This is a genomic window from Mesorhizobium sp. M1050 (genome assembly GCF_040318715.1).
In the GTDB taxonomy this organism is placed as follows: Bacteria; Pseudomonadota; Alphaproteobacteria; order Rhizobiales; family Rhizobiaceae; genus Mesorhizobium.
In genome coordinates this window covers 1-19,103 of the sequence record NZ_JAMYMV010000098.1, presented here as the reverse complement: position 1 = coordinate 19,103, position 19,103 = coordinate 1, and the positions used below count along the sequence as shown (strand labels likewise).

General features: G+C 62.2%; 17 protein-coding genes. 9 read left to right on the top strand and 8 right to left on the bottom strand.

The features are described 5' to 3' along the window. The 4 genes from NKH57_RS30940 to nhaA form a co-directional block, all read left to right on the top strand. Positions 1-1,109 (top strand): ATP-dependent helicase C-terminal domain-containing protein (locus NKH57_RS30940; protein WP_352949968.1); only part of this gene is annotated, 1,109 nt, incomplete at its 5' end. Positions 1,110-1,141: 32 nt separating this feature from the next. Beyond that, positions 1,142-2,467 (top strand): ActS/PrrB/RegB family redox-sensitive histidine kinase, encoded by a 1,326-nt coding sequence (locus NKH57_RS30935; RefSeq protein WP_023762755.1) that lies wholly within the window; start codon positions 1,142-1,144, stop codon positions 2,465-2,467. An 85-nt stretch (positions 2,468-2,552) separates the two neighbouring features. Then, on the top strand, positions 2,553-3,116 hold the full coding sequence (locus NKH57_RS30930; protein ID WP_111544836.1) for an ActR/PrrA/RegA family redox response regulator transcription factor: 564 nt from the start codon (positions 2,553-2,555) through the stop codon (positions 3,114-3,116). Positions 3,117-3,294: 178 nt separating this feature from the next. Continuing rightward, a complete protein-coding gene (nhaA, locus tag NKH57_RS30925; RefSeq protein WP_352949965.1) occupies positions 3,295-4,491 on the top strand; it encodes a Na+/H+ antiporter NhaA in 1,197 nt (398 codons plus the stop codon). Positions 4,492-4,500: 9 nt separating this feature from the next. Here nhaA and NKH57_RS30920 read toward each other — a convergent pair whose 3' ends face one another. Continuing rightward, positions 4,501-5,001, bottom strand: a complete 501-nt coding sequence (locus NKH57_RS30920) for an MmcB family DNA repair protein (protein WP_023762752.1) — start codon at positions 4,999-5,001, stop codon at positions 4,501-4,503. Between the two features lie 265 nt (positions 5,002-5,266). Between NKH57_RS30920 and NKH57_RS30915 the strand changes: the two genes are divergently transcribed. Genes NKH57_RS30915 through NKH57_RS30905 form a run of 3 tightly spaced genes read left to right on the top strand, consistent with a single transcriptional unit; the run spans position 5,267 to position 7,490 of the window. Beyond that, a complete protein-coding gene (locus NKH57_RS30915) occupies positions 5,267-6,205 on the top strand; it encodes an IS1595 family transposase (RefSeq protein ID WP_352949963.1) in 939 nt (312 codons plus the stop codon). Beyond that, positions 6,175-6,903 (top strand): hypothetical protein, encoded by a 729-nt coding sequence (locus tag NKH57_RS30910; protein WP_352949961.1) that lies wholly within the window; start codon positions 6,175-6,177, stop codon positions 6,901-6,903. The genes NKH57_RS30915 and NKH57_RS30910 overlap by 31 nt, the downstream gene beginning before the upstream one ends. Next, the gene (locus NKH57_RS30905; protein ID WP_352949959.1) at positions 6,900-7,490 is read left to right on the top strand and encodes a PIN-like domain-containing protein; all 591 of its coding nucleotides are present in this window, start codon (positions 6,900-6,902) and stop codon (positions 7,488-7,490) included. The genes NKH57_RS30910 and NKH57_RS30905 overlap by 4 nt, the downstream gene beginning before the upstream one ends. 168 nt (positions 7,491-7,658) lie before the next feature. Here the strand turns inward: NKH57_RS30905 and NKH57_RS30900 are convergent, their stop codons facing one another. After that, complete coding sequence (locus NKH57_RS30900) at positions 7,659-8,321, bottom strand: hypothetical protein (RefSeq protein WP_352949957.1); 663 nt, start codon at positions 8,319-8,321, stop codon at positions 7,659-7,661. A 1,641-nt stretch (positions 8,322-9,962) separates the two neighbouring features. Here NKH57_RS30900 and NKH57_RS30895 point away from each other — a divergent pair. After that, positions 9,963-10,133, top strand: coding sequence for a hypothetical protein (locus NKH57_RS30895; RefSeq protein ID WP_352949955.1), 171 nt, complete (start codon positions 9,963-9,965; stop codon positions 10,131-10,133). Positions 10,134-10,272: 139 nt separating this feature from the next. On the opposite strand, the gene cueR is transcribed toward NKH57_RS30895, so the two are convergent. Further along, complete coding sequence (gene cueR / locus NKH57_RS30890; RefSeq protein ID WP_352949953.1) at positions 10,273-10,674, bottom strand: Cu(I)-responsive transcriptional regulator; 402 nt, start codon at positions 10,672-10,674, stop codon at positions 10,273-10,275. Positions 10,675-10,901: 227 nt separating this feature from the next. Here cueR and NKH57_RS30885 point away from each other — a divergent pair, with 227 nt between their 5' ends. After that, on the top strand, positions 10,902-11,519 hold the full coding sequence (locus NKH57_RS30885) for a L,D-transpeptidase (RefSeq protein WP_352604121.1): 618 nt from the start codon (positions 10,902-10,904) through the stop codon (positions 11,517-11,519). A gap of 184 nt (positions 11,520-11,703) precedes the next feature. Here the strand turns inward: NKH57_RS30885 and NKH57_RS30880 are convergent, their stop codons facing one another. From NKH57_RS30880 to NKH57_RS30860, 5 genes are all read right to left on the bottom strand, one after another. After that, positions 11,704-12,273, bottom strand: coding sequence for a NifU family protein (locus NKH57_RS30880; protein WP_352603929.1), 570 nt, complete (start codon positions 12,271-12,273; stop codon positions 11,704-11,706). 182 nt (positions 12,274-12,455) lie between these two features. Continuing rightward, positions 12,456-12,947 (bottom strand): universal stress protein, encoded by a 492-nt coding sequence (locus tag NKH57_RS30875; protein ID WP_023762745.1) that lies wholly within the window; start codon positions 12,945-12,947, stop codon positions 12,456-12,458. Positions 12,948-13,047: 100 nt separating this feature from the next. Continuing rightward, positions 13,048-14,115, bottom strand: a complete 1,068-nt coding sequence (gene trpS / locus NKH57_RS30870; protein WP_023762744.1) for a tryptophan--tRNA ligase — start codon at positions 14,113-14,115, stop codon at positions 13,048-13,050. 117 nt (positions 14,116-14,232) lie between these two features. After that, positions 14,233-15,840, bottom strand: a complete 1,608-nt coding sequence (murJ, locus tag NKH57_RS30865) for a murein biosynthesis integral membrane protein MurJ (RefSeq protein ID WP_352949950.1) — start codon at positions 15,838-15,840, stop codon at positions 14,233-14,235. A gap of 46 nt (positions 15,841-15,886) precedes the next feature. Continuing rightward, a complete protein-coding gene (locus NKH57_RS30860; protein WP_352949948.1) occupies positions 15,887-18,688 on the bottom strand; it encodes a [protein-PII] uridylyltransferase in 2,802 nt (933 codons plus the stop codon). Positions 18,689-19,103 lie beyond the last annotated feature (415 nt).

The following is a 19,103-nucleotide window of genomic DNA, read 5'->3' as shown; positions in this document are numbered from 1 at the left end:
CCCCCCCCCCCCCGGGGGGGCGCGGCGCGCCCCCGCCGCCCCCGCCGCCGCGGGGGGGGGGGGGGGGGGGCCGCGCCGATGCCGTGCCCGAACCGACCCCACCCCGATCCGCTACGCGGATCGACCCTCCCCACAAGGGGGAGGGTGGAGCCGGTCCCCTGCTCGTCCACGCCTGGCCGGATCGCATCGCCAAGGCGCGTGGAGAGCGCGGCCGTTTCGTGCTGGCCAATGGTTCGGGCGCCATGCTCGACGCCGCCGATCCGCTGGCGGGCGAGCCGTTTCTGGTCGTCGCCGACCTGCAGGGCAAGGCGCAGAATGCGCGCATCACGGCGGCGGCGGCAATTAGCGAGGACGATGTCCGCGCAGCACTTGCCGGCAGGATCGAAACACGAAGGCAAACGAGCTTCGACCGCGACAAGCGTGCCGTGCGCGTGCGCGAGACCGTGCGCCTCGGCGCGATCACGCTTGCCGAACGCATGCTGCCGCCGCCAACCGGCACAGACGCCGATCAGGCCATCCTTGATGCGGTGCGCGAGCATGGGCTGTCGCTGCTGACCTGGAGCAAGGAGGCGCAAACGCTGCGCCAGCGGCTATCCTGGCTGCATCGCGGCCTTGGCGCGCCCTGGCCGGATATGGCGGATGCCGCGCTCATCGAGCGCCTCGACGACTGGCTGCTGCCGTTCCTGTCCGGCGGGGCAAATTTTGCCGCCATCGATGCGGGCGTTATCTCGGCCGGACTGGCGACACTCGTGCCGCACGATCTCCAGCGCAAGATCGACACGCTGGCGCCAACCCATTTCGACGCGCCGTCAGGCAGCCATGTGCCGATCCGCTATGACGGCGAATGGCCGGTGCTGGCGGTTCGCGTGCAGGAGCTGTTCGGCCTCGATCGCCACCCCGCCATCGCCAATGGCACCGTGCCACTGACGCTCGAACTCCTGTCGCCGGCGCACCGGCCGATCCAGACGACACGCGACCTGCCCGGCTTCTGGCGCGGCTCCTGGGCCGATGTGCGCGCCGACATGCGCGGCCGCTACCCCAAGCATGTCTGGCCCGAAAATCCGCTGCTCGCCGCCGCCACCGCCCGGGCAAAACCCAGAGGTACCTAGCCTTTGCCGTCCCGCGGCTGTAATTCAGGGCCATGACCAACGTTTTGCATTCGCCCGATTTCCAGCAGAGCCAGAGACTGCGCCTCAACACCCTGATCCGTCTGCGTTGGCTTGCGATCGTCGGTCAGAGCGTTGCGGTTCTCGTCGTTGCCTATGGCCTGAAGTTTCCGCTGCCGGTCAGCCTGTGCTTTGCGCTGATCGCCTGTTCGGCCTGGATGAACCTGTTTCTCGCCTTCCGGTTTCCGGCGGCGCACCGGCTCACCCCACTTGCGGCCTTCGGCATCCTCATCTTCGACAGCCTGCAGCTTGCCGGCCTGCTCTACATGACCGGCGGCCTCACCAACCCGTTCTCGCTGCTGATGACCGTGCCCGTCGTCATCTCGGCGACATCGCTGCCCCTGCGCCTGACCGCTATCCTCGGCGGGCTGGTGATGTCGGCGGCGACCTTGCTGGTCTTTGTCCATCTGCCGCTGCCCTGGCATGAGGACGCGCCGCTGGAGATGCCCTTCATCTATGTCGCCGGCATGTGGATGGCGGTGCTGTCCTCGATCGCCTTCACCGCCATATACGCCTTCCGCGTGGCTGCCGAAGCAAGGCTTCTTGCAAATGCGCTCGCCGCCACCGAGTTGGTGCTGCAGCGCGAGCAGCACCTCTCGGCGCTCGACGGGCTTGCCGCCGCGGCCGCTCACGAGCTTGGCACGCCGCTGGCCACCATCGCGCTTGTCACCAAGGAGATGGAAAAGGCGCTCGGCAACGATCCGAAATACGGGGAAGACATGAAGCTGCTTCGCTCGCAGAGCGAGCGCTGCCGCGAAATCCTCAAGCGCCTGACCAGCCTGTCGTCCGAGGGCGAGGCGCATCTTTCGCGGCTGCCTTTGACCTCGCTGGTCGAGGAGGTCACCGCCCCGCATCGCGACTTCGGCATCTCGATCAAGCTTCGGCCTGGAGAGCGCATCGGGCCCGAGCCGGTCGGGCGCCGCAATCCGGGCGTCATTTACGGCCTCGGCAATCTGGTCGAGAATGCCGTCGACTTCGCCCGCAAGAGCGTCACCGTAGGCTGGAGCTGGAACGAGGCCACCGTCACCTTCTCGATCATCGATGACGGACCGGGCTTTCCGGCCGAGATCATCGACCGCATCGGCGAGCCCTATATGTCGACGCGCCAGGGCAATGAAGCCGGCGGCGGCCTGGGGCTCGGCCTGTTCATCGCCAAGACCTTGCTCGAACGCTCGGGCGCGACGCTCGATTTCCGCAATTCGAGCGGCCTGGGTGAGGGCGCCGTGGTACAGATTTCGTGGCCGCGTGGTGTGTTCCTCAATCCGGAAATCACTTCGGCCAGCATGTTCGACACCGCCTGAGAGCCTTGAAGGAGCTCTAAAAATTGGACAATGAGGCTCGGGAACTATATCTGCGTAAAATTAAGGCAGCAGGAATTTTGAGACTATGACAGGCGACGAAAATATTGGCGCAATGGTTGAAGGCGAAGACACCTCGCTGCTCATCGTCGATGACGACAAGCCGTTCCTTACGCGTCTGGCCCGCGCCATGGAAACCAGGGGATTCGTCGTCGAGACGGCCGAGAGCGTCGAGGAGGCGGTTGCCAAGGCACGCGCCAATCCGCCCGCCTACGCCGTGGTGGACATGCGGCTCGGTGACGGCAACGGCCTCGACGTGGTCGCGGCCATCCGCGAAAAGCGCGACGATTCCCGCACCATCATCCTGACCGGCTACGGCAACATCGCCACCGCGGTGACCGCGGTGAAGCTCGGCGCCGTCGATTACCTCTCCAAGCCCGCCGATGCCGACGATATCTTCGCGGCGCTCACCCGCACCGCCGGTGAGCGCGCGGCGCCTCCGGAAAACCCGATGTCGGCCGACCGCGTCCGCTGGGAGCATATCCAGCGCGTTTATGAAATGTGCGAGCGCAATGTCTCGGAGACCGCGCGCCGGCTCAACATGCATCGCCGCACCTTGCAGCGGATACTGGCCAAGCGCGCACCGCGCTAAACCGAGCGTCGTCATCCTCGGGTCTGCGCGGCGCCGCGTCGCTCCTTGCTCCGGGATGACGAAGTGATGGGCGTTTCGGCCAGTCTCCGAGGTATGCGATCTGCCAACGTGAACAGGTGTCTTGCGTCCCCAGCGACACCTGCGCAACATGCAAGTGACGCGGCTTAACGGAGGCGATATGCAGGATTTGAAGCAGCGGCCGGTTTCCGTCCTTCGCGAATTTCTCGATAGCGAGGCGGCCGGCGGCATCATCCTGATGATGGCGGCGGCTCTGGCTCTTATCGTCGCCAATTCGCCGCTCGCCGAAAACTACTTTTCCGCTCTTCATGCCTATCTCGGCCCGCTCAGCGTGTCGCACTGGGTCAATGACGGACTGATGGCGGTTTTTTTCCTGCTCGTCGGGCTGGAGATCAAGCGCGAGATGCTGGATGGCCAGCTCTCCACCTGGCCCCGGCGCGCCTTGCCCGGCATCGCCGCCGCCGGCGGCATGGTGGTTCCGGCGCTCGTCTATGTCGCCATCAACCGCGACAATACGGCGGCACTGTCAGGCTGGGCGATCCCGACCGCCACCGACATCGCCTTCGCGCTCGGCGTGCTGTCGCTGCTCGGCAGCCGCGTGCCGGCTTCGCTGAAAGTGTTCCTTACAGCACTTGCCATCATCGACGATCTCGGCGCCGTCATCATCATCGCCATCTTCTACACCAGCGGCCTGTCGCTCACCTATCTCGGCGCCGCTTTCGCGGTCATCGCCGCGCTCGTCGTGCTCAACCGCATGCGGGTGATGACGCTGCTGCCCTATCTCGTGCTGGGCATCGTCCTGTGGGTGCTGGTGCTGAAATCGGGCGTCCATGCGACGCTTGCCGGCGTCGCGCTGGCGCTGACCATTCCGCTCGAACGCTCCGCCGGGATCGGCCACGATCTCGACCAATCGCCGCTGCACCGGCTCGAGCACGGCCTGCACAAGATAGTGCCCTTTGTCGTCATCCCGATCTTCGGCTTTGCCAATGCCGGCGTCTCGCTCGCCGGCCTGAGCTTCGGCGCGCTGATCGAACCGTTGACACTGGGTGTCGCCGCCGGCCTTGTGGCCGGCAAGCTGGTCGGGGTGTTCGGCTCCTCGGCACTTGCCATCCGGTTCAGGCTTGCCGATCTGCCCGTTAATGCCGGCTGGGCGCACATGATCGGCATCTCGCTGCTGTGCGGCATCGGCTTCACCATGAGCCTGTTCATCGGCCTGCTCGCCTTCGCCAGTGACGTGGCATTGCAGGATGCGGTCAAGGTTGGCATCCTCGCCGGCTCCTTCATCGCCGCCATCCTTGGCGCCGCCGTGCTTTTGATGGCTACGGCGGTTGGTGGAGTGGACGAGGGCGAAGAGTAAGGCGAAAACCTACTCGCTCTCACCTTCGAGCGCCGGCACCGACACGCCGGCAAGTTCGGCCGCCAGCAGCCGTGAAGCACCAGCCCGCGCGATCCGCAGCATCAGCGCCTTGCGCGTTGCCGCCGCCATGCGGTGCTCGGGCGCATCGCGCATGATTTCGGCGCCGTAGCCGTCGGAAAGGATGAAGCCGCACTCTTCGGGAAAGATCTCCGAGGGAACGCCGGGGTGGGTGGCGAAGAAGAAGCGGTCGGAATGCAGCCGGTAGTCGGGCCATTTGCGGTCGACCCTGAAATCCTCGATCGAGGATTTGATCTCGATGATCCAGATGTCGCCCTGCCGCGTAAGTGCGACGAGGTCGGCACGGCGGCCGGTGGCCAGCGACAGCTCAGGCAGCACATGCGCGCCCATCTCCATCAGCAGCCGCTGCACGCCGCGCCGCACCAGCATGGCGCGTTCGGACTGGCGACCGTCGATGAGTGGGTTGATTGAGATGGGGGAGATGATCGGCATGGCGGCACCATGCCAGATTCTGTTCACGGTTTGAACCCACTTTCCGGGCAATTGCCGATTGACAAGCTAAGGGCAGTAGGAATATATTCCTCACAACCGAATTGCCAATGAAGGGACGCGATGACATGCCCACCATGGGAAGTGCTGCTGATGGTCCTGAGTTGGATTGCATCTCTGATGGTGCCTACCCTTTGGCGAGGGGCGATTATGTACGTTACAAACACGGCGTGGCGAGCTAGTGTGAAACCACACTAGAGGCACGGTTATGAGCATCCTTTCCGAACCACGCTTCCACAACGAAGAAGCTGCTTTTGAGTGGCTGGAAGCGATTGTTTGGCCGGAAGGTTCAGTCTGCCCCAAGTGCGGCAACTGCGAACAGACCCGCATTACCCGCGTAACTGGTGCAACCGCTCGCACGGGCCTTCGCCGCTGCTTGGAGTGCAAGAAGCAATTCACCGTCAAGGTCGGAACCGTGTTCGAGTCCAGCCATGTTCCGCTGAACAAGTGGTGGCAAGCTGCGCACCTGCTCGCGTCCAGCAAGAAGGGTATCAGCGCTCACCAACTGCATCGCACGCTGCAGGTCACCTACAAGACCGCTTGGTTCATGTTCCACCGCCTGCGCGAGGCAATGCGTGATGGCGAATTTTCTCCAATGGGCGGTGAAGGCAAACAGGTCGAAGTTGACGAGACGTACATAGGCCGTCTCAAGGGTACTCAGGTGAAGCCCGGCGGCGGTGCACACAAGAACTCTGTCGTCACGCTTGTCGAGCGCGGTGGCCGCGCGTGTTCCTTCCATGTCGATACCGCGCGCATGGGCAATGTGATGCCTATCGTCCGTGCCAACATCGCGCGGGAAAGTGCGCTCATGACCGTCGAAAGCGGCATCTATTGCCGCGCCAGTCAGGATTTCGCCTCTCATGATGTCGTCACGCATTCCAAGGACGAATACGTCCGCTACGAAGTCGAAAAGACCGTCCACACGAACACGGTCGAAGGCGACTACAGCATCTTCAAGCGTGGCATGAAGGGGATCTATCAGCATTGCGGTGAGCAGCATCTGCACCGCTACCTTGCAGAGTTCGATTTTCGCTACAGCAACCGCATCGCCCTTGGCGTCGATGACAACAACCGGGCGGTCAAAGCTATGGCTGGCATTGTTGGAAAGCGGCTGAAATGCCGGGACTCGTCGGTAGGCGTCTCTTGAAACCGTTCGGACCCAGCAACCCCGATTTGCTTGGAGGCGGAATATTCACCGTTCCTGAGACCGCAGAGCTAGTCGAGGCGCCGCAGGCGGACGTGCGGATTTGGGTGAACGGCAAAAAGGGACGCCAGCAACCAGTAATCGATAACCAGCTTGGGCTGGTGAATGGAAAGGTCGCGGTCAATTTCACCAACTTGATGGAGCTTCGCTTTGTCGCGAAGTTTGCCAACGGTGGAGTTCGCCTCAATGAAATCCGTTCCATCTTGCAGGAGGTAAAAGACACCCTTGCTCACCCGCATCCGTTCGCAAACAATATCGTGTTCCATACCGATGGCAGGAAAATCGTAGCGGCGATTACTCGAAGGCACGGTATCGAACTTATTTATGAGGATCTGAAAACCAAGAATTTCGAAATGCCAATTATCGTTATGCCGTCCCTGAAAGATGACGTGGTCTTCGATCCTGCCGGCAATATGGTCGCTTGGTATCCCCGACGGGGAACTGCCCCAAATGTCATTGTGCATCCGCGCTTCTCTTTTGGCCGGCCAATCTTACAAGAAAGCCATATACCGACAGAGAGGTTAGCCCACGCCGTGAAGGTTGAGGGAAGCGTTAGCGTAGTAGCGGACCAATTCGAGATATCTGAAAAGCAAGTCAGCGAGGCCGTGCGCTTCGAAACTGACTTGCGGCAGGCGGCTTGAAGGTCGCCTTTGATGAAAATATGCCAGCCGCCATGGTGCGGGTCTTCACGCTTTTCCACAAAGAGCGCAGCCTAAGGCATCTAGTGCAAGGCGTAGAGATCAAGAGCGCGAAAGACTACACGCCGAAGCCGGAAGACCCAGACTATCAACGCAAGAGCGATGTCCCTTGGATTAGGCGGTATGCAGCGGCTGGTGGCCGTATAATCATATCCGGGGACACCAAGATGCCAACTGTGCCGCATGAGCGCTTGGCTCTTGTGGAAGCGGGAATGATCGTAGTCTTCTTCGCGCCCAGGTGGGATGGTTGGCTTTTCTGCCGTAAGGCCGCTCTGTTGCTGCATTGGTGGCCGACTATCCTGGCGCACGTTCGGACGGCAAATCCCGGCTTCTTTGGGGTTTCATGTACGTGGCCGGATGAAGGCGAAGGCGAACTTCGCGAGATTTCGACAGCGGATGCGAAGCTGGTTAGGATGGAGCGGCAAATTGCTGAAACGCAGCCGAAGAGAGAAGCTCGTAGGCTGAAGCGAGCAGCCGCTGCTGATCAAATAGGTATGAAGTTCGATGAAGCCCAAGACGAAGCAGTCTGATCAATCGGCAGAGTTCATCCGCGTTGCGCGCGAACATGGCGCAGACGGTGAGCGCTCAAAGGCAGATACAGTAATGGGCAAGCTGGCGCACATGCCGCCTGCTCCAAAGCCGAAGCCAAAGGCGAAAGGCAACGCAAAGGCCAAAAGGGCCGCCAAATGAGCGCCCGTCTATCTCCCGCGAGGAAAGTCCTTCCGCTGCTCGATCAATTTCCGGCGCCGCTCGTCGTTGATGTGGTTGCGGCGCTTCGATGGGCTTTTAACCGTCACCGACTTCTTGTCGGCTTTTGCCTTGGCTGGGTTGCTGCCTTTGTCGTCAACACGGTTATTGGGCTCGTCTTTTTTTGAAGTGGCTAGCACTTCGACGGCTTGGGTCTGTCTGGCCATTAGGCTCAAAGCCGCTGTCTCAAACTCATCCGACGAGCGGTTGCCTTCGTACTGCAAATACAGAGCAATAAGGGCGACCAAGAACGACAGGATGGGAAGACCTAGGGTAATGGCCCGTTCCATCACCCTGCCTAGTTCGGGCGCGATTTGAGCTACCTGCTCAACCGCTTCCTCTGGCGTGATTTCGTGGGCCTTGGCGCGGTTGGAGATGTTTTGGAGCTGATTTAATATTGTTCGTGTCAATGGCGGCCCGGAAATCAGACTGGCCTCATTGGCATTGATGTTGAATTCGCCGTCGGCGAGGCGAGCCGTCTTCCCGCACTTGGGATTTGGGCAGTTGATTACATTCCCAATCATTGTAATGCGCACGTTTCCACCGCCGCCAACAATGTTGGGTACAGAGAAAATCGTCCCGCATGACGGACAATATCCCGGTAGATTTGCCATCGCCCATTCATCCTAGCCCGCAGGCCCCAATGTGACATTTGGGCTTGGTGTTTGCAAACTACATAATCGCCCCTGCAGGGGGGATTTATATTTTTGACAACCCGGCCGATAGGAATATAATCATGACAAGCTGGCGACTAGCGCGTTCGACGCAGCGAGCGAATAAGGAGCATCAGGGATACGAGAGTGAACGCTGGGTTGCGATTGAAGCCCCACCATCCTCCTGATCGTTCTAGGAGTTCCGCCTCTAGTGGGTCTGTCGGACCAAGCGGGCCGCCAGCAATATGCTCCCCCTCTGGAGCAGGCCGCCTTGCCGCCTTAAACTCTGCAACGCGCGCACCCAATTGGTTTAGCCGCGCTTGCAACTCGTTATCGGCGAAGTCTGCACCCATTCAAATATCATCGCACCACTTAGGAACGGGCGCTAGGCGCAATCCAGCGTAGGGGAATGGCCTCTTCTGCACAGCCGCGTAAAGGACTCATAGGCTCTAATAGCTGTGGTAGGTGATAATAGGTTCCAACTCGGCGACAAGTCACGGTCGCCAGGAAGTGGCCGGCGCATGCCGGTGGGACGGCATTGCCGAAGCCGCGTCGGCCACTGCGGCGACTTTGGGGGTATGCCGCCTCATCAGACTAGCATCCGGCGACAAGGGCGAGAGCCTTGGTAAAAACCGTACCATCGAAGTCCGGAAGGCGCTCCGGCTCATCGCCTCGTTTCATTCCATCCGAGGAATGGCGGCCGTGCTTGCCTGCGATCTCGCTTCGGCCTTCAGCAACGCTTCATGCAGGTGCCTGGGACGGTCGCACCCCGGCGATTTCATATTTGACAGAACCCGGCCCACCGCGGCGTCACGTTCGTTTCCCCCTATTTAATTTAGCTAGCGCGCATATAAGGAAAAAGTGGTATTTTAAGCGGCAGCCGGAGCTCCCCCATGACACCCCGCTCCGGTCAGGCCCGGTAGCGGTCCACCCAAAGGAAAGGCTGCCGGGCCGCTGTCTTCCGTCAACAGCCCGGCAAACGCGGCCAAGACCTGAGATCCACCCACAAAATCTGACAGTCCGGAGATGTCCATTGGACGTGCCTCTGTTGGCCGAGATGTTAAGTCGCGCCGACCCTGCCACCAAAGGTAGTGCCAGTCATCAGGATGCCAACTCGCCCTCGCGCTCAAATGATAATCGTTGCCAAAATGGCCGACGCGGATGCCGGTGAGACAACATTGCCTAATCGCGTCGGCCACCTGCGGCGGATTTAGGATTGCCGCCTTTCAAGTTTAGCGCGGCTCAAAAGGTGGGCAATGCGCCTCGCGGCTTGGTTATGATCGTACAATCGAGTCCCCATGTGCGAGTCCCCGCATGCCTTTTTGCAACCAACCCATGGCCCCTCGTTGAGCCAATGCCGGGCTGATCCCCCGGCGCTTCAGAGACTGCCCGCCGCCCTGCAGCGGCGGGCCTTTTTGCCCTGAGCGGAGTCTAGCCGACAGCGCAGGCCCGGCGAATGCGGAGGCCTTCGTGTTTGCCGGGCGTCGGTCAGAAGCGGATCCAGAAGGATCTGCGGAAACACCTGCGGCGCCAGTAACCGTAACGCCAATAGCGACGGCAAACTCTTCTCCAGACGCGACGACGGCGGCGGTGCCACCTGCGATGCCGCACGAACTCGATGCCGTCTTGGGCATCAGGACCATCCTGGTCCAGGATATCGTCGGACGGTCTGTCGAGTTCATCGAGAATGCCGGGTCCCGTATTCGGGATGCCGGCCAACGCAGTGGCAGGACGCGCAAGTGCGACCACGGTCGCGGCCCCGGCCATTCCTAGCATTCCAGTCAGAAACAATCGCCGATCCATGCCAACCTCCGTCGTTGATCATTGCGACAAGGATGACATAGTGCGGTCGATTGACGCGCCCAGATATGGGAGGAAATTGTGCCGATCGAACTGCCGCGCCGGCGGCGACCTAGTTGGTGAGCAACGCCGCCCCCGCCATGTCATCGAGGATCGGGCAATCCGGCCTTTCGTCGCCATGGCAGGCGTGGATCAGCTTCTGCAAGGTCGAGCGCATCGACTGCAGTTCGCGCACCTTCTCCTCGATCGCCGTGACATGGGCGGCGGCGATCTCTCGCACGTCGTGGCTGGCGCGGTCGCGGTCCTGGTAGAGCGCCATCAACTGGCGGCAATCATCAATGGAAAAACCGAGATTGCGCGCACGGCGCAAAAAGGTCAGCCGGTGGATGTCGTCTCCGGAATAGTCGCGGTAGCCGTTGGCAGCGCGCGCCGGAGCGATCAGGCCGATCTCTTCATAGTAGCGGATGGTCTTGGCCGGCAGGCCGGAACGGTGGGCGGCGTCACCGACATTCATGACGGTTCTCCTCGATTCCTGATGAAGCCGTGGGCGCGGCCATTGAATTTCCTCCACAATCCTGTGAAGGCTGTTGCCAAAATGCCATAGTGGCACGCTTACCAGCACGTCAACTTCGGCATATAGGCATCGCGCGCTTGGCAAGCAAAGAAAATGCCAGCATGAATGATTGCGAAAAAGCGGCCGACTCGTGCCGCCGAAGTTGGGGCGGGGCACCGGATCACCTGATGCGCATGAAGTCGTTTGCTATCGTCGCCGCACTGGCGCTGTCCACTGCTATCGCCGGTTGCAGCACCATCGGCTCGCAGATTTTTTCCAACGACTATGGCGCGGTCACCGACGCCGGTTACCAGCTGCCGCGCGTCCCGATCGAGAAAGTGCCGTTGAAGTACCATCGGCAGGAAGTGAACTACGACAGCCCGGAAAAGCCGGGCACCATCATCGTCGATACGCAGAACAAGTTCCTCTATTTCGTCGAAGGTGACGGCCGGGCTATTCGCTACGGCATCGGCGTCGGCCGCGAAGGCTTCGAGTGGCATGGCACCGCCCACATTGCGCTCAAGCGCGAATGGCCGACCTGGACGCCGCCGAGGCAGATGATCCAGCGCCAGCCCGAATTGGAAAAGTTTGCCGGCGGCATGGAGCCGGGCCTGAAGAACCCGCTCGGTGCGCGCGCCATGTACCTGTTCAACAAGGGCGGTGATTCGGGCTATCGCCTGCATGGCAGCCCGGAATGGAATTCGATTGGCAAAGCGATGTCGTCGGGCTGCATCCGCCTGATGAATCAGGACATTATCGACCTCTATGACCGCGCCTCGGTCGGCGCCAAGGTCATTGTTCTTTAGACCATGATCCCGAGAAACCGGTACCGGTTCTCGGAAAAATCATGATCAGATAGAGGCAGCTTTCGTACGCGGACCGTCTAGGCAACAACGGACGTCCCAAACAGAAAACCGGGCACTTTGGCCCGGTTTTTTGTTTTTTGCGATCGATCGAGTTTGTTAGCCGGCAAGGCGGCGAGCTGAACCGTCAGGAGACCTGTTCGACCTGCTGCACTTCCGGCACGAAGTGGCGCAGAAGGTTCTGGATGCCGTGCTTCAGCGTCGCCGTCGACGACGGGCAGCCGGCGCAGGCGCCTTTCATGTGCAGGAACACCGTGCCGTTCTCGAAGCCGCGGAAGGTGATGTCGCCGCCATCCTGGGCAACCGCCGGACGCACGCGCGTATCGAGCAGTTCCTTGATGGTGATGACCAGTTCCTCGTCAGCCTTGTCGTAGAACTCGCCGGTCAGGCTGGTCTCGGCGGCAGGGCCGGCCTTGGCCATGACGGGCGCACCGGACATGAAATGTTCCATGATGGCGCCGAGGATCGCCGGCTTCAAATGCTGCCAGTCGGGGCCATCCTTTGTCACAGTGATGAAGTCATAGCCGAAGAAAACACCGGTAATGCCGGCAATTTCAAACAGCCGGCCGGCGAGCGGCGAGGCAATTGAGGCGCTGTCGGCATCGCGGAAATCGGCGGTGCCTTCCAGAAGCACTTCCTTGCCGGGCAGGAATTTCAGCGTCGCCGGGTTTGGCGTCGATTCGGTCTGGATGAACATGGCCGTCTCCGTGCCCGTTTCGGGCAGCTAGTTTGGAATAATTCTAAATAGGCCCAATCCGCTGGACATTCAAGCGAAACGCATCGTCGGAACGGCTGGCTGGCGGAATGTTTTTGCGTGCCCCGGGAGGTGATCGAAGGTGTGTTGAGGTTCAAGTCAGGCCGCCCTGACATCGATACACCTCAGGCGAGGCTGTCGATCTCTTCATCCGAAAGGTTCTGCGGCACGACCGTCACCGGGATCGGGAAGGCGGCACCCTTGCCGGCCACGGCGCCGACCAGCGGGCCCGGGCCCTCCTTGCCCGCACCGGCGGCCAGCACCAGGATGGCGATGTCCTGGTCTTCCTCGATCAATTTGTGGATCTCTTCCGTCGGCTTGCCTTCGCGCACCACCATCTCCGGCTCGATGCCAAGCTTCTGGCGCACCTTGCTGGCATAGCTGTCGAGTGCCGCGCGCGCCGTGGCGTTCGCCTCCTCGCGCATGATCTTCTCGACGCCCAGCCAGTGCTGGAAATCGTCCGGCTCGATGACGTAGAGCAGCACCAGCGTGCCGCTGGTGCTCTGCGCCCGCTTCGAGGCGTAGGCGACGGCGCGCTCACACTCGGGCGTGTCGTCGATGATCGCCAGGAACTTGCGGCGATGGCCGGCTTCGCGGCTGAGGCGTTTGGAGACCATGTCTGTGTACTCGGTGTTACTGAGGCCGCAATCTGCCACCGCCGCAGACCGGCGGCAAGCCGCCGGCCTAGGGCCAGTATGGTGCAGTGCGATAGCGAGATCAGGCCTGCAGCAGCCCGATGATGTCGCGCACGGTCTTCATCGTCGCCTCGGCCAGCACGCCGGCGCGCTCGCCGCCGTCCCTGAGCACCGCGTCGACATAGGTGCGGTCGTCGGAAATGCGGCGCATCTCGCTGGCGATCGGCGCCAGTCTTTCCACCGCAAGGTCTGCCAGTGCCGGTTTGAACACCGAAAACTGCTGGCCGGCGAACTCCTTGAGTACATCGGCCTTCGACATCTCGGCGAGGCCAGCATAGATGCCGACCAGGTTTTCCGCCTCGGGCCGGGCGGCCAGGCCGTCCAGTTCGCTCGGCAACGCTTCGGGGTCGGTCTTGGCCTTGCGGATCTTCTTCGAGATGGCATCGGCATCGTCGGTCAGGTTAATGCGCGACAGGTCCGACGGGTCCGACTTCGACATCTTCTTGGAACCGTCGCGCAGCGACATGATGCGCGCCGCCGGCCCGCCGATGACCGGCTCGGTCAGCGGGAAATAGCCGTTCACGGTCTCTTCGCCGACCTGCATCTCGACGCCGACGCCAAGACGGGCGATGCGGTCCGAAAAATCGTTGTTGAATTTCTGCGCGATGTCGCGGGTCAGCTCCAGATGCTGCTTCTGGTCCTCACCCACCGGCACATGCGTTGCACGATAGAGCAGAATGTCGGCTGCCATCAGGGAGGGATAGGCAAGCAGGCCGAGCGACGCGTTCTCGCGGTCCTTGCCGGCCTTGTCCTTGAACTGCGTCATGCGGTTCATCCAGCCGATACGCGCCACGCAATTGAAGATCCAGGCAAGCTCCGCATGCTGCATGACCCGCGACTGGTTGAAGACGATGTGCTTCTTGGGGTCGATGCCCGAGGCCAGGAACGCCGCGGTGATCGACCGCGTCTGGTCGGCGAGGTCTTCATAAACGAGTTGGGCGGTCAGCGAATGCAGGTCGACGACGCAATAGATGCAGTCGGAAGTGTCCTGCAGGGCGACGAATTTCTTGATGGCGCCAAGATAGTTGCCGAGATGCAGATTGCCGGTCGGCTGGACGCCGGAAAAGACGAGTGGCTTGAAGGCGGTCATGATTTCCTCATGGCTTGTGGAGGGCCGTTTCGCGCGCGGCGAAAGTCTTTCGACGGCGCGCTTATGGACGAGAGCAGCGTTGCGATCAAGACCGGCGTTGCCGACCGGTTGCCCGGTCTATTCGTCCGGTTCGATTCTTGCGGCCAGGGGTGCTCCCTTGGCCTCGCCCCGTTTGACATTGCGACGGATCATGCCGAAATCGGCGCCGCCAGTGGCAAACGCGGTGATGAAATAGAGCAATGCCCCGCCGGCAACCAGCGCCAGGAGCGTCGTCGCCTTGACGACCAGCGGCGAACCCGGGCCGAGCCTCACGGCGAACCAGTGCTCGGCAAAATAGAGCGCCGCCCCCATCACCACCGCCGACAGCACCAGCCGCGGAATGCGTTTCATCAGGGGCACGTCGCGGCCCCAATGGCCGCGCCGGATCAAGACGCCGAGCAGCATCATCGCGTTGACCCAGCCGGCGACGGCCGAGGCCACCGCGATGCCGGGAGCGCCCATCCGTGGAAACAGCGTCAGGGCCGTGGTGACGTTTACCGCCACCGAGATGGCGGCAAAGATCATCGGCGTGCGCGTGTCCTCGCGGGCGAAATAGCCCGGGGTGAACGCCTTGATAAGCACGAAGGCTGGCAGGCCGAGGCCGAAGATCGCCAGGATCGCCGCCACCGTCGGCGTCGAGCCGTTGGCGGCAAACGCGCCCCGTTCATAGACCAGCCGCACGATCGGTTCCGACATCACCCAGAGGGCTGCTGCCGCTGGCAGCGTCAGAAACAGCGTGAATTCGACCGAGCGGTTCTGCAGGTTGGCCGCCTCGATCAGATTGCCAGACTTCAGCGCCCGCGACAGTTCGGGCAACAGCACGATCGCGACCGCGACGCCGACCACGCCGAGCGGCAACTGGTAGATGCGGTCGGCATAAGCGAGCGAGGACACCGCGCTGTTCTGCGCCGAGGCGATTGCCGTGCCGATCAGCTGGTTGATCTGGGTGATGCCGCCGGTGATTGCCGCCGGCAGTGCCAGGATCAGCAGCCGCTTGACCGCGGGCGTCATTTTCGGACGGCGGAAGCCGATCGAGATGCCGGCATGGCGCACGGCGACCCAGACGATCGCCAGTTGCACCAATCCGGCGGCAAGCACACCCCAGGACAGCCCGTAGCCGACGGTGATCGCGTCGGAGCCCCTGTACCAGGCATAGGCGAGCACGCCGATCAGGATGACGTTGAGGAACACCGGTGCCACCGCCGCTGCGAAATAGCGGCGCAGCGAATTCAGCATGCCCGCCATCATGGCGCCGAGCGACATGCAGATCAGATAGGGGAACATGATCGTCGCCAGCGTCACCGTGGTGTCGAACTTCCCCGGCGTGCCGGCAAAACCGGGCGCCACCAAATAGCGCACGATCAGCGGCATCGACAGTTCCATGATGACCGTCAGCGCCAGCAGGGCCGTGAACAGGACGCCGAAGACTTCCTCGGAGAAGCGCTTGGCGCCGTCGGTACCGTGGGTCTCGATCTCCTTGGCGAACAGCGGCACGAAGGCAGCGTTGAAGGCGCCCTCGGCAAACAGCCGGCGAAAGGTATTGGGAAACTGGAATGCGGCGTTGAAGGCGTCGGCGACCGGTCCGGTGCCGAGCGCTGCGGCCATCAGCATCTCACGGCCGAAGCCGAGCGCGCGGCTCATCAGCGTGCCGGAAGCGACCGTTGCGAATTTCTTGACGAGGCTCATGCGTTTGGAGACTGCCTGCAGGAAAAGGACAAAGTGATGGTGGCGGTCACTCGGCCGCTGCCTTGGCCTTGCCGCCGCGTTCGGGCACGATGCCTTCGAGCGTTGCCACCAGCCGGTTGCGGATGGTGGCGATGCGAGCCGGGCTGTCGATCTTCTGGCCGGTGAGATCGGTGACATAGAAGGTGTCGATGACCTTCTCGCCGAAGGTGGTGATGTGGGCCGATGCGATGTCGAGCGACAGGTCGGAAAGCGTTCCGGTGATCTCCGACAGCAAGCCCGGCCGGTCCAGGCCCTCGACCTCGACGACCGAAAAACGGTTAGACAGCGTGTTGCGGATTTCGGCGCGCGGCGGGATCTTGAATGCCTTGGAGCCGCGCCTCGGCTTGGTGCGCTTCTCGATCATCTCCGGCAGCCAGCTCTTGCCTGAGAGCACGTCCTCTATCAGCCGTCCGACACGCTCGGCACGCCGGCGCTCGTCCTCGTCGCGGTCGAATTCTCGCGAGATCAGGATGGTGTCCAGGGCGCGGCCATCCGACGTCGTGAAGATCTGTGCGTCGACGATGTTGCCACCGGCTCCGGCGCACGCCCCTGCGATGACCGAGAGCAGGCGGGGATGGTCCTGCGCCAGCACGGTGATTTCGGTCACGGCCTCGAACTGATGGGTCTTGACCATGGTGGCGAGCTTCTTGCCCGCCACATCGGCCTCGCGGATGAACTCGGCATGGCGCAGCTGGTCGGCGAGATCGACGGTCAAAAGGTAGTTCTCGTAGTGTTGGCCGACATAGCGCTTGCGGACCTTGTCCGGCCAACTGGCGAGTGCCTCGGCGAGAAGCTCGCGCGCCGCCGCCGTGCGCTGAGCGCGCGACACTTCCGAAAAGCCGCCGGTCAAAAGCAATTCGGTCTCGTAGTAAAGCGTGCGCAGCAACTGGCCCTTCCAGCCGTTCCAGACACCGGGTCCAACGCCCCTGATGTCGCAGACGGTCAGGACCAAAAGCAGCTTCAACCGCTCGACCGACTGCACGATCGCGGCGAAATCCTCGATGGTCTTGCGGTCGTTGAGGTCGCGGGTCTGCGCCGTCATCGACATCACTAGATGGTTCTCGACCAGCCAGGCAACGGTTTCGGTATCGGCTGGAGACAGTCCCATATGCGGGCAGATGCGCCGGGCGATCCTGGCACCGACCTCGGAATGATCCTCCGGCCTGCCCTTGGCGATGTCGTGCAGCAGCACGGCGACATAGAGCGCCTCGCGGCTCTTCTTCAGCCCCGGCATCAGCGTGTGCGCGAGGGGATGGACCTTTTCGCCGTCGCCGCGCTCGATCTCGGCCAGCACGCCGATGCAGCGGATCAGGTGCTCGTCCACCGTGTAGTGGTGGTACATCGAGAACTGCATCATGGCGACGATCTTGCCGAAATCCGGGATCAGTCTGCCGAGCAGTCCGGCCTCATTCATGCGCCGCAGATTGAGTTCGGCATTCCGGTCCGAGGTCAGGATGTCGAGGAACAGCCGGTTGGCTTCCTCATCGCGCCGCAGCGACTTGTTGACCAGGCCGAGCGAGCGGGTCAGCAGTTTCAGCGCATCGGGGTGGAATTCAAGGCCGTGCTTGTCGGCAAACCAGAACAACCTCAAAAGATTGACCGGATCGCGTTCGAACACCTGGTCGTCGGCGATGTTGATGCGGTGGTTGTCGACGATGAAATCCGACGTGCCGGCCAGCTTGCGCTTGCGTCGCGAGAAGGTGAGGAAGATACGGTTGAAGCCCGGCACGTGCTTGGCCTGCTCCTCCTCGAGCGCGGCACAGAAGATGCGGGTCAAGTCGCCGACATCCTTGGCGACGAGGAAATAGTGCTTCATGAAGCGCTCGACCGCCGATAGGCCGGGGTGGGTTGTGTAGCCGAGCCGTTCGGCGATCTCGCGCTGGATGTCGAAATGCAGCCTTTCCTCGGCCTTGCCGGTGAGAAAATGCATATGGCAGCGTACCGCCCACAGAAAATCCTCGGCCTTCAGGAACTCCCGGTATTCGCCCTCGGTGAAGACGCCCTTGTCGACCAGTTCCTCGCCGGTACGCACCCGGTAGAAATATTTGCCGATCCAGAACAGCGTCTGCAGGTCGCGCAGGCCGCCCTTGCCGTCCTTGACGTTGGGCTCCACGAGATAGCGGCTTTCACCGGCCTTGGCATGACGGTCGTCACGTTCGGCAAGCTTGGCCTGGACATATTCGGGGCCGGTCGTGCGCACCACCTCATGGTCGAAGCGCAGCATCAGCTCGTCATAGAGTTTTTCCTCGCCCCACAGGAACCGCGCTTCGAGGATCGAGGTGCGGATCGTGATGTCGTTGCGCGACAGCCGCACGCATTCGTCGATATTGCGGGTAGCGTGGCCGACCTTCAGCCCCAGATCCCACAGCATGTAGAGCATGTATTCGACGGTCTGTTCGCCCCATGGCGTCTGCTTGTAGGGCAGCAGGAACAACAGGTCGATGTCGGACCCGGGCGCCAGCGTACCGCGGCCATAGCCGCCGACGGCGACGACGGCCATGCGCTCCGCCGAAGACGGGTTCTTGACCCGGTAGACATGGGTGACGGCGAAATCGTAGAGCGCCCGGATGATCTCGTCCATGAGATGCGACAGCCGCGCCGCGCAGGCGCTGCCGCCGCCGTCGTCCCGCAGCATCCGTTCGGCAATGGCGCGCCCGTCTGCCAGCCGCCCCTTGAGCAGATGGAGCACACCGCTGCGCGCCGTCTGTGCGGAGCCGTCGCCTGCCTTGGCCGCAGTCAGCGCGGTCATCTCGCGTCGCAAGGCTTCGCCATCGATCAGTTCGTCGAGCTTCAGGGAGATTCTTGCCATATGTCCAGGTCGGCCTTGCCTTTTCGGCGGCGTCTATAGCGCGTTTTCGCGGCGCTGGGTATGGGGCGGAAATACGAGCCCGCTCTCGCTCAAGCGTGCTTGGCATCCACCCGCAACGAGATGAAGAAATTTAACCCCTTGACCTTCCAGTTACTGGAAGCCCTATCTCCGCGTCACCCACCGACCCTTAGAGGCATTTTCGCATGACGCATTCCGATCACGATCATCACGCGCATGGCGGCTGCTGTTCGGCAAACCGCGCAACACCTACCGCACAGGCCGTCGTCCGCGATCCGGTCTGCGGCATGACCGTCGACCCGGGGGGCCGGCCCCCCGCGGGGCCGCCGGGAGGGCCCCCGCGCCCGCGGGGGGTGTGCGCCCCGCACCCCCCCCGCCCACCCCGGCGGCGGGCGGG

Bases quoted from the DNA above. Each gene is read 5' to 3' on its own strand.
- NKH57_RS30935 (WP_023762755.1), top strand. From the start codon at position 1,142: ATGACCAACGTTTTGCATTCGCCCGATTTCCAGCAGAGCCAGAGACTG.
- NKH57_RS30880 (WP_352603929.1), bottom strand. From the start codon at position 12,273: ATGTTCATCCAGACCGAATCGACGCCAAACCCGGCGACGCTGAAATTC.
- NKH57_RS30885 (WP_352604121.1), top strand. From the start codon at position 10,902: ATGCGCATGAAGTCGTTTGCTATCGTCGCCGCACTGGCGCTGTCCACT.
- NKH57_RS30895 (WP_352949955.1), top strand. From the start codon at position 9,963: ATGCCGCACGAACTCGATGCCGTCTTGGGCATCAGGACCATCCTGGTC.
- NKH57_RS30920 (WP_023762752.1), bottom strand. From the start codon at position 5,001: ATGCCGATCATCTCCCCCATCTCAATCAACCCACTCATCGACGGTCGC.
- NKH57_RS30860 (WP_352949948.1), bottom strand. From the start codon at position 18,688: ATGGCAAGAATCTCCCTGAAGCTCGACGAACTGATCGATGGCGAAGCC.
- NKH57_RS30930 (WP_111544836.1), top strand. From the start codon at position 2,553: ATGACAGGCGACGAAAATATTGGCGCAATGGTTGAAGGCGAAGACACC.
- NKH57_RS30875 (WP_023762745.1), bottom strand. From the start codon at position 12,947: ATGGTCTCCAAACGCCTCAGCCGCGAAGCCGGCCATCGCCGCAAGTTC.
- cueR (WP_352949953.1), bottom strand. From the start codon at position 10,674: ATGAATGTCGGTGACGCCGCCCACCGTTCCGGCCTGCCGGCCAAGACC.
- trpS (WP_023762744.1), bottom strand. From the start codon at position 14,115: ATGACCGCCTTCAAGCCACTCGTCTTTTCCGGCGTCCAGCCGACCGGC.
- NKH57_RS30900 (WP_352949957.1), bottom strand. From the start codon at position 8,321: ATGGCAAATCTACCGGGATATTGTCCGTCATGCGGGACGATTTTCTCT.
- nhaA (WP_352949965.1), top strand. From the start codon at position 3,295: ATGCAGGATTTGAAGCAGCGGCCGGTTTCCGTCCTTCGCGAATTTCTC.
- NKH57_RS30915 (WP_352949963.1), top strand. From the start codon at position 5,267: ATGAGCATCCTTTCCGAACCACGCTTCCACAACGAAGAAGCTGCTTTT.
- murJ (WP_352949950.1), bottom strand. From the start codon at position 15,840: ATGAGCCTCGTCAAGAAATTCGCAACGGTCGCTTCCGGCACGCTGATG.
- NKH57_RS30910 (WP_352949961.1), top strand. From the start codon at position 6,175: ATGCCGGGACTCGTCGGTAGGCGTCTCTTGAAACCGTTCGGACCCAGC.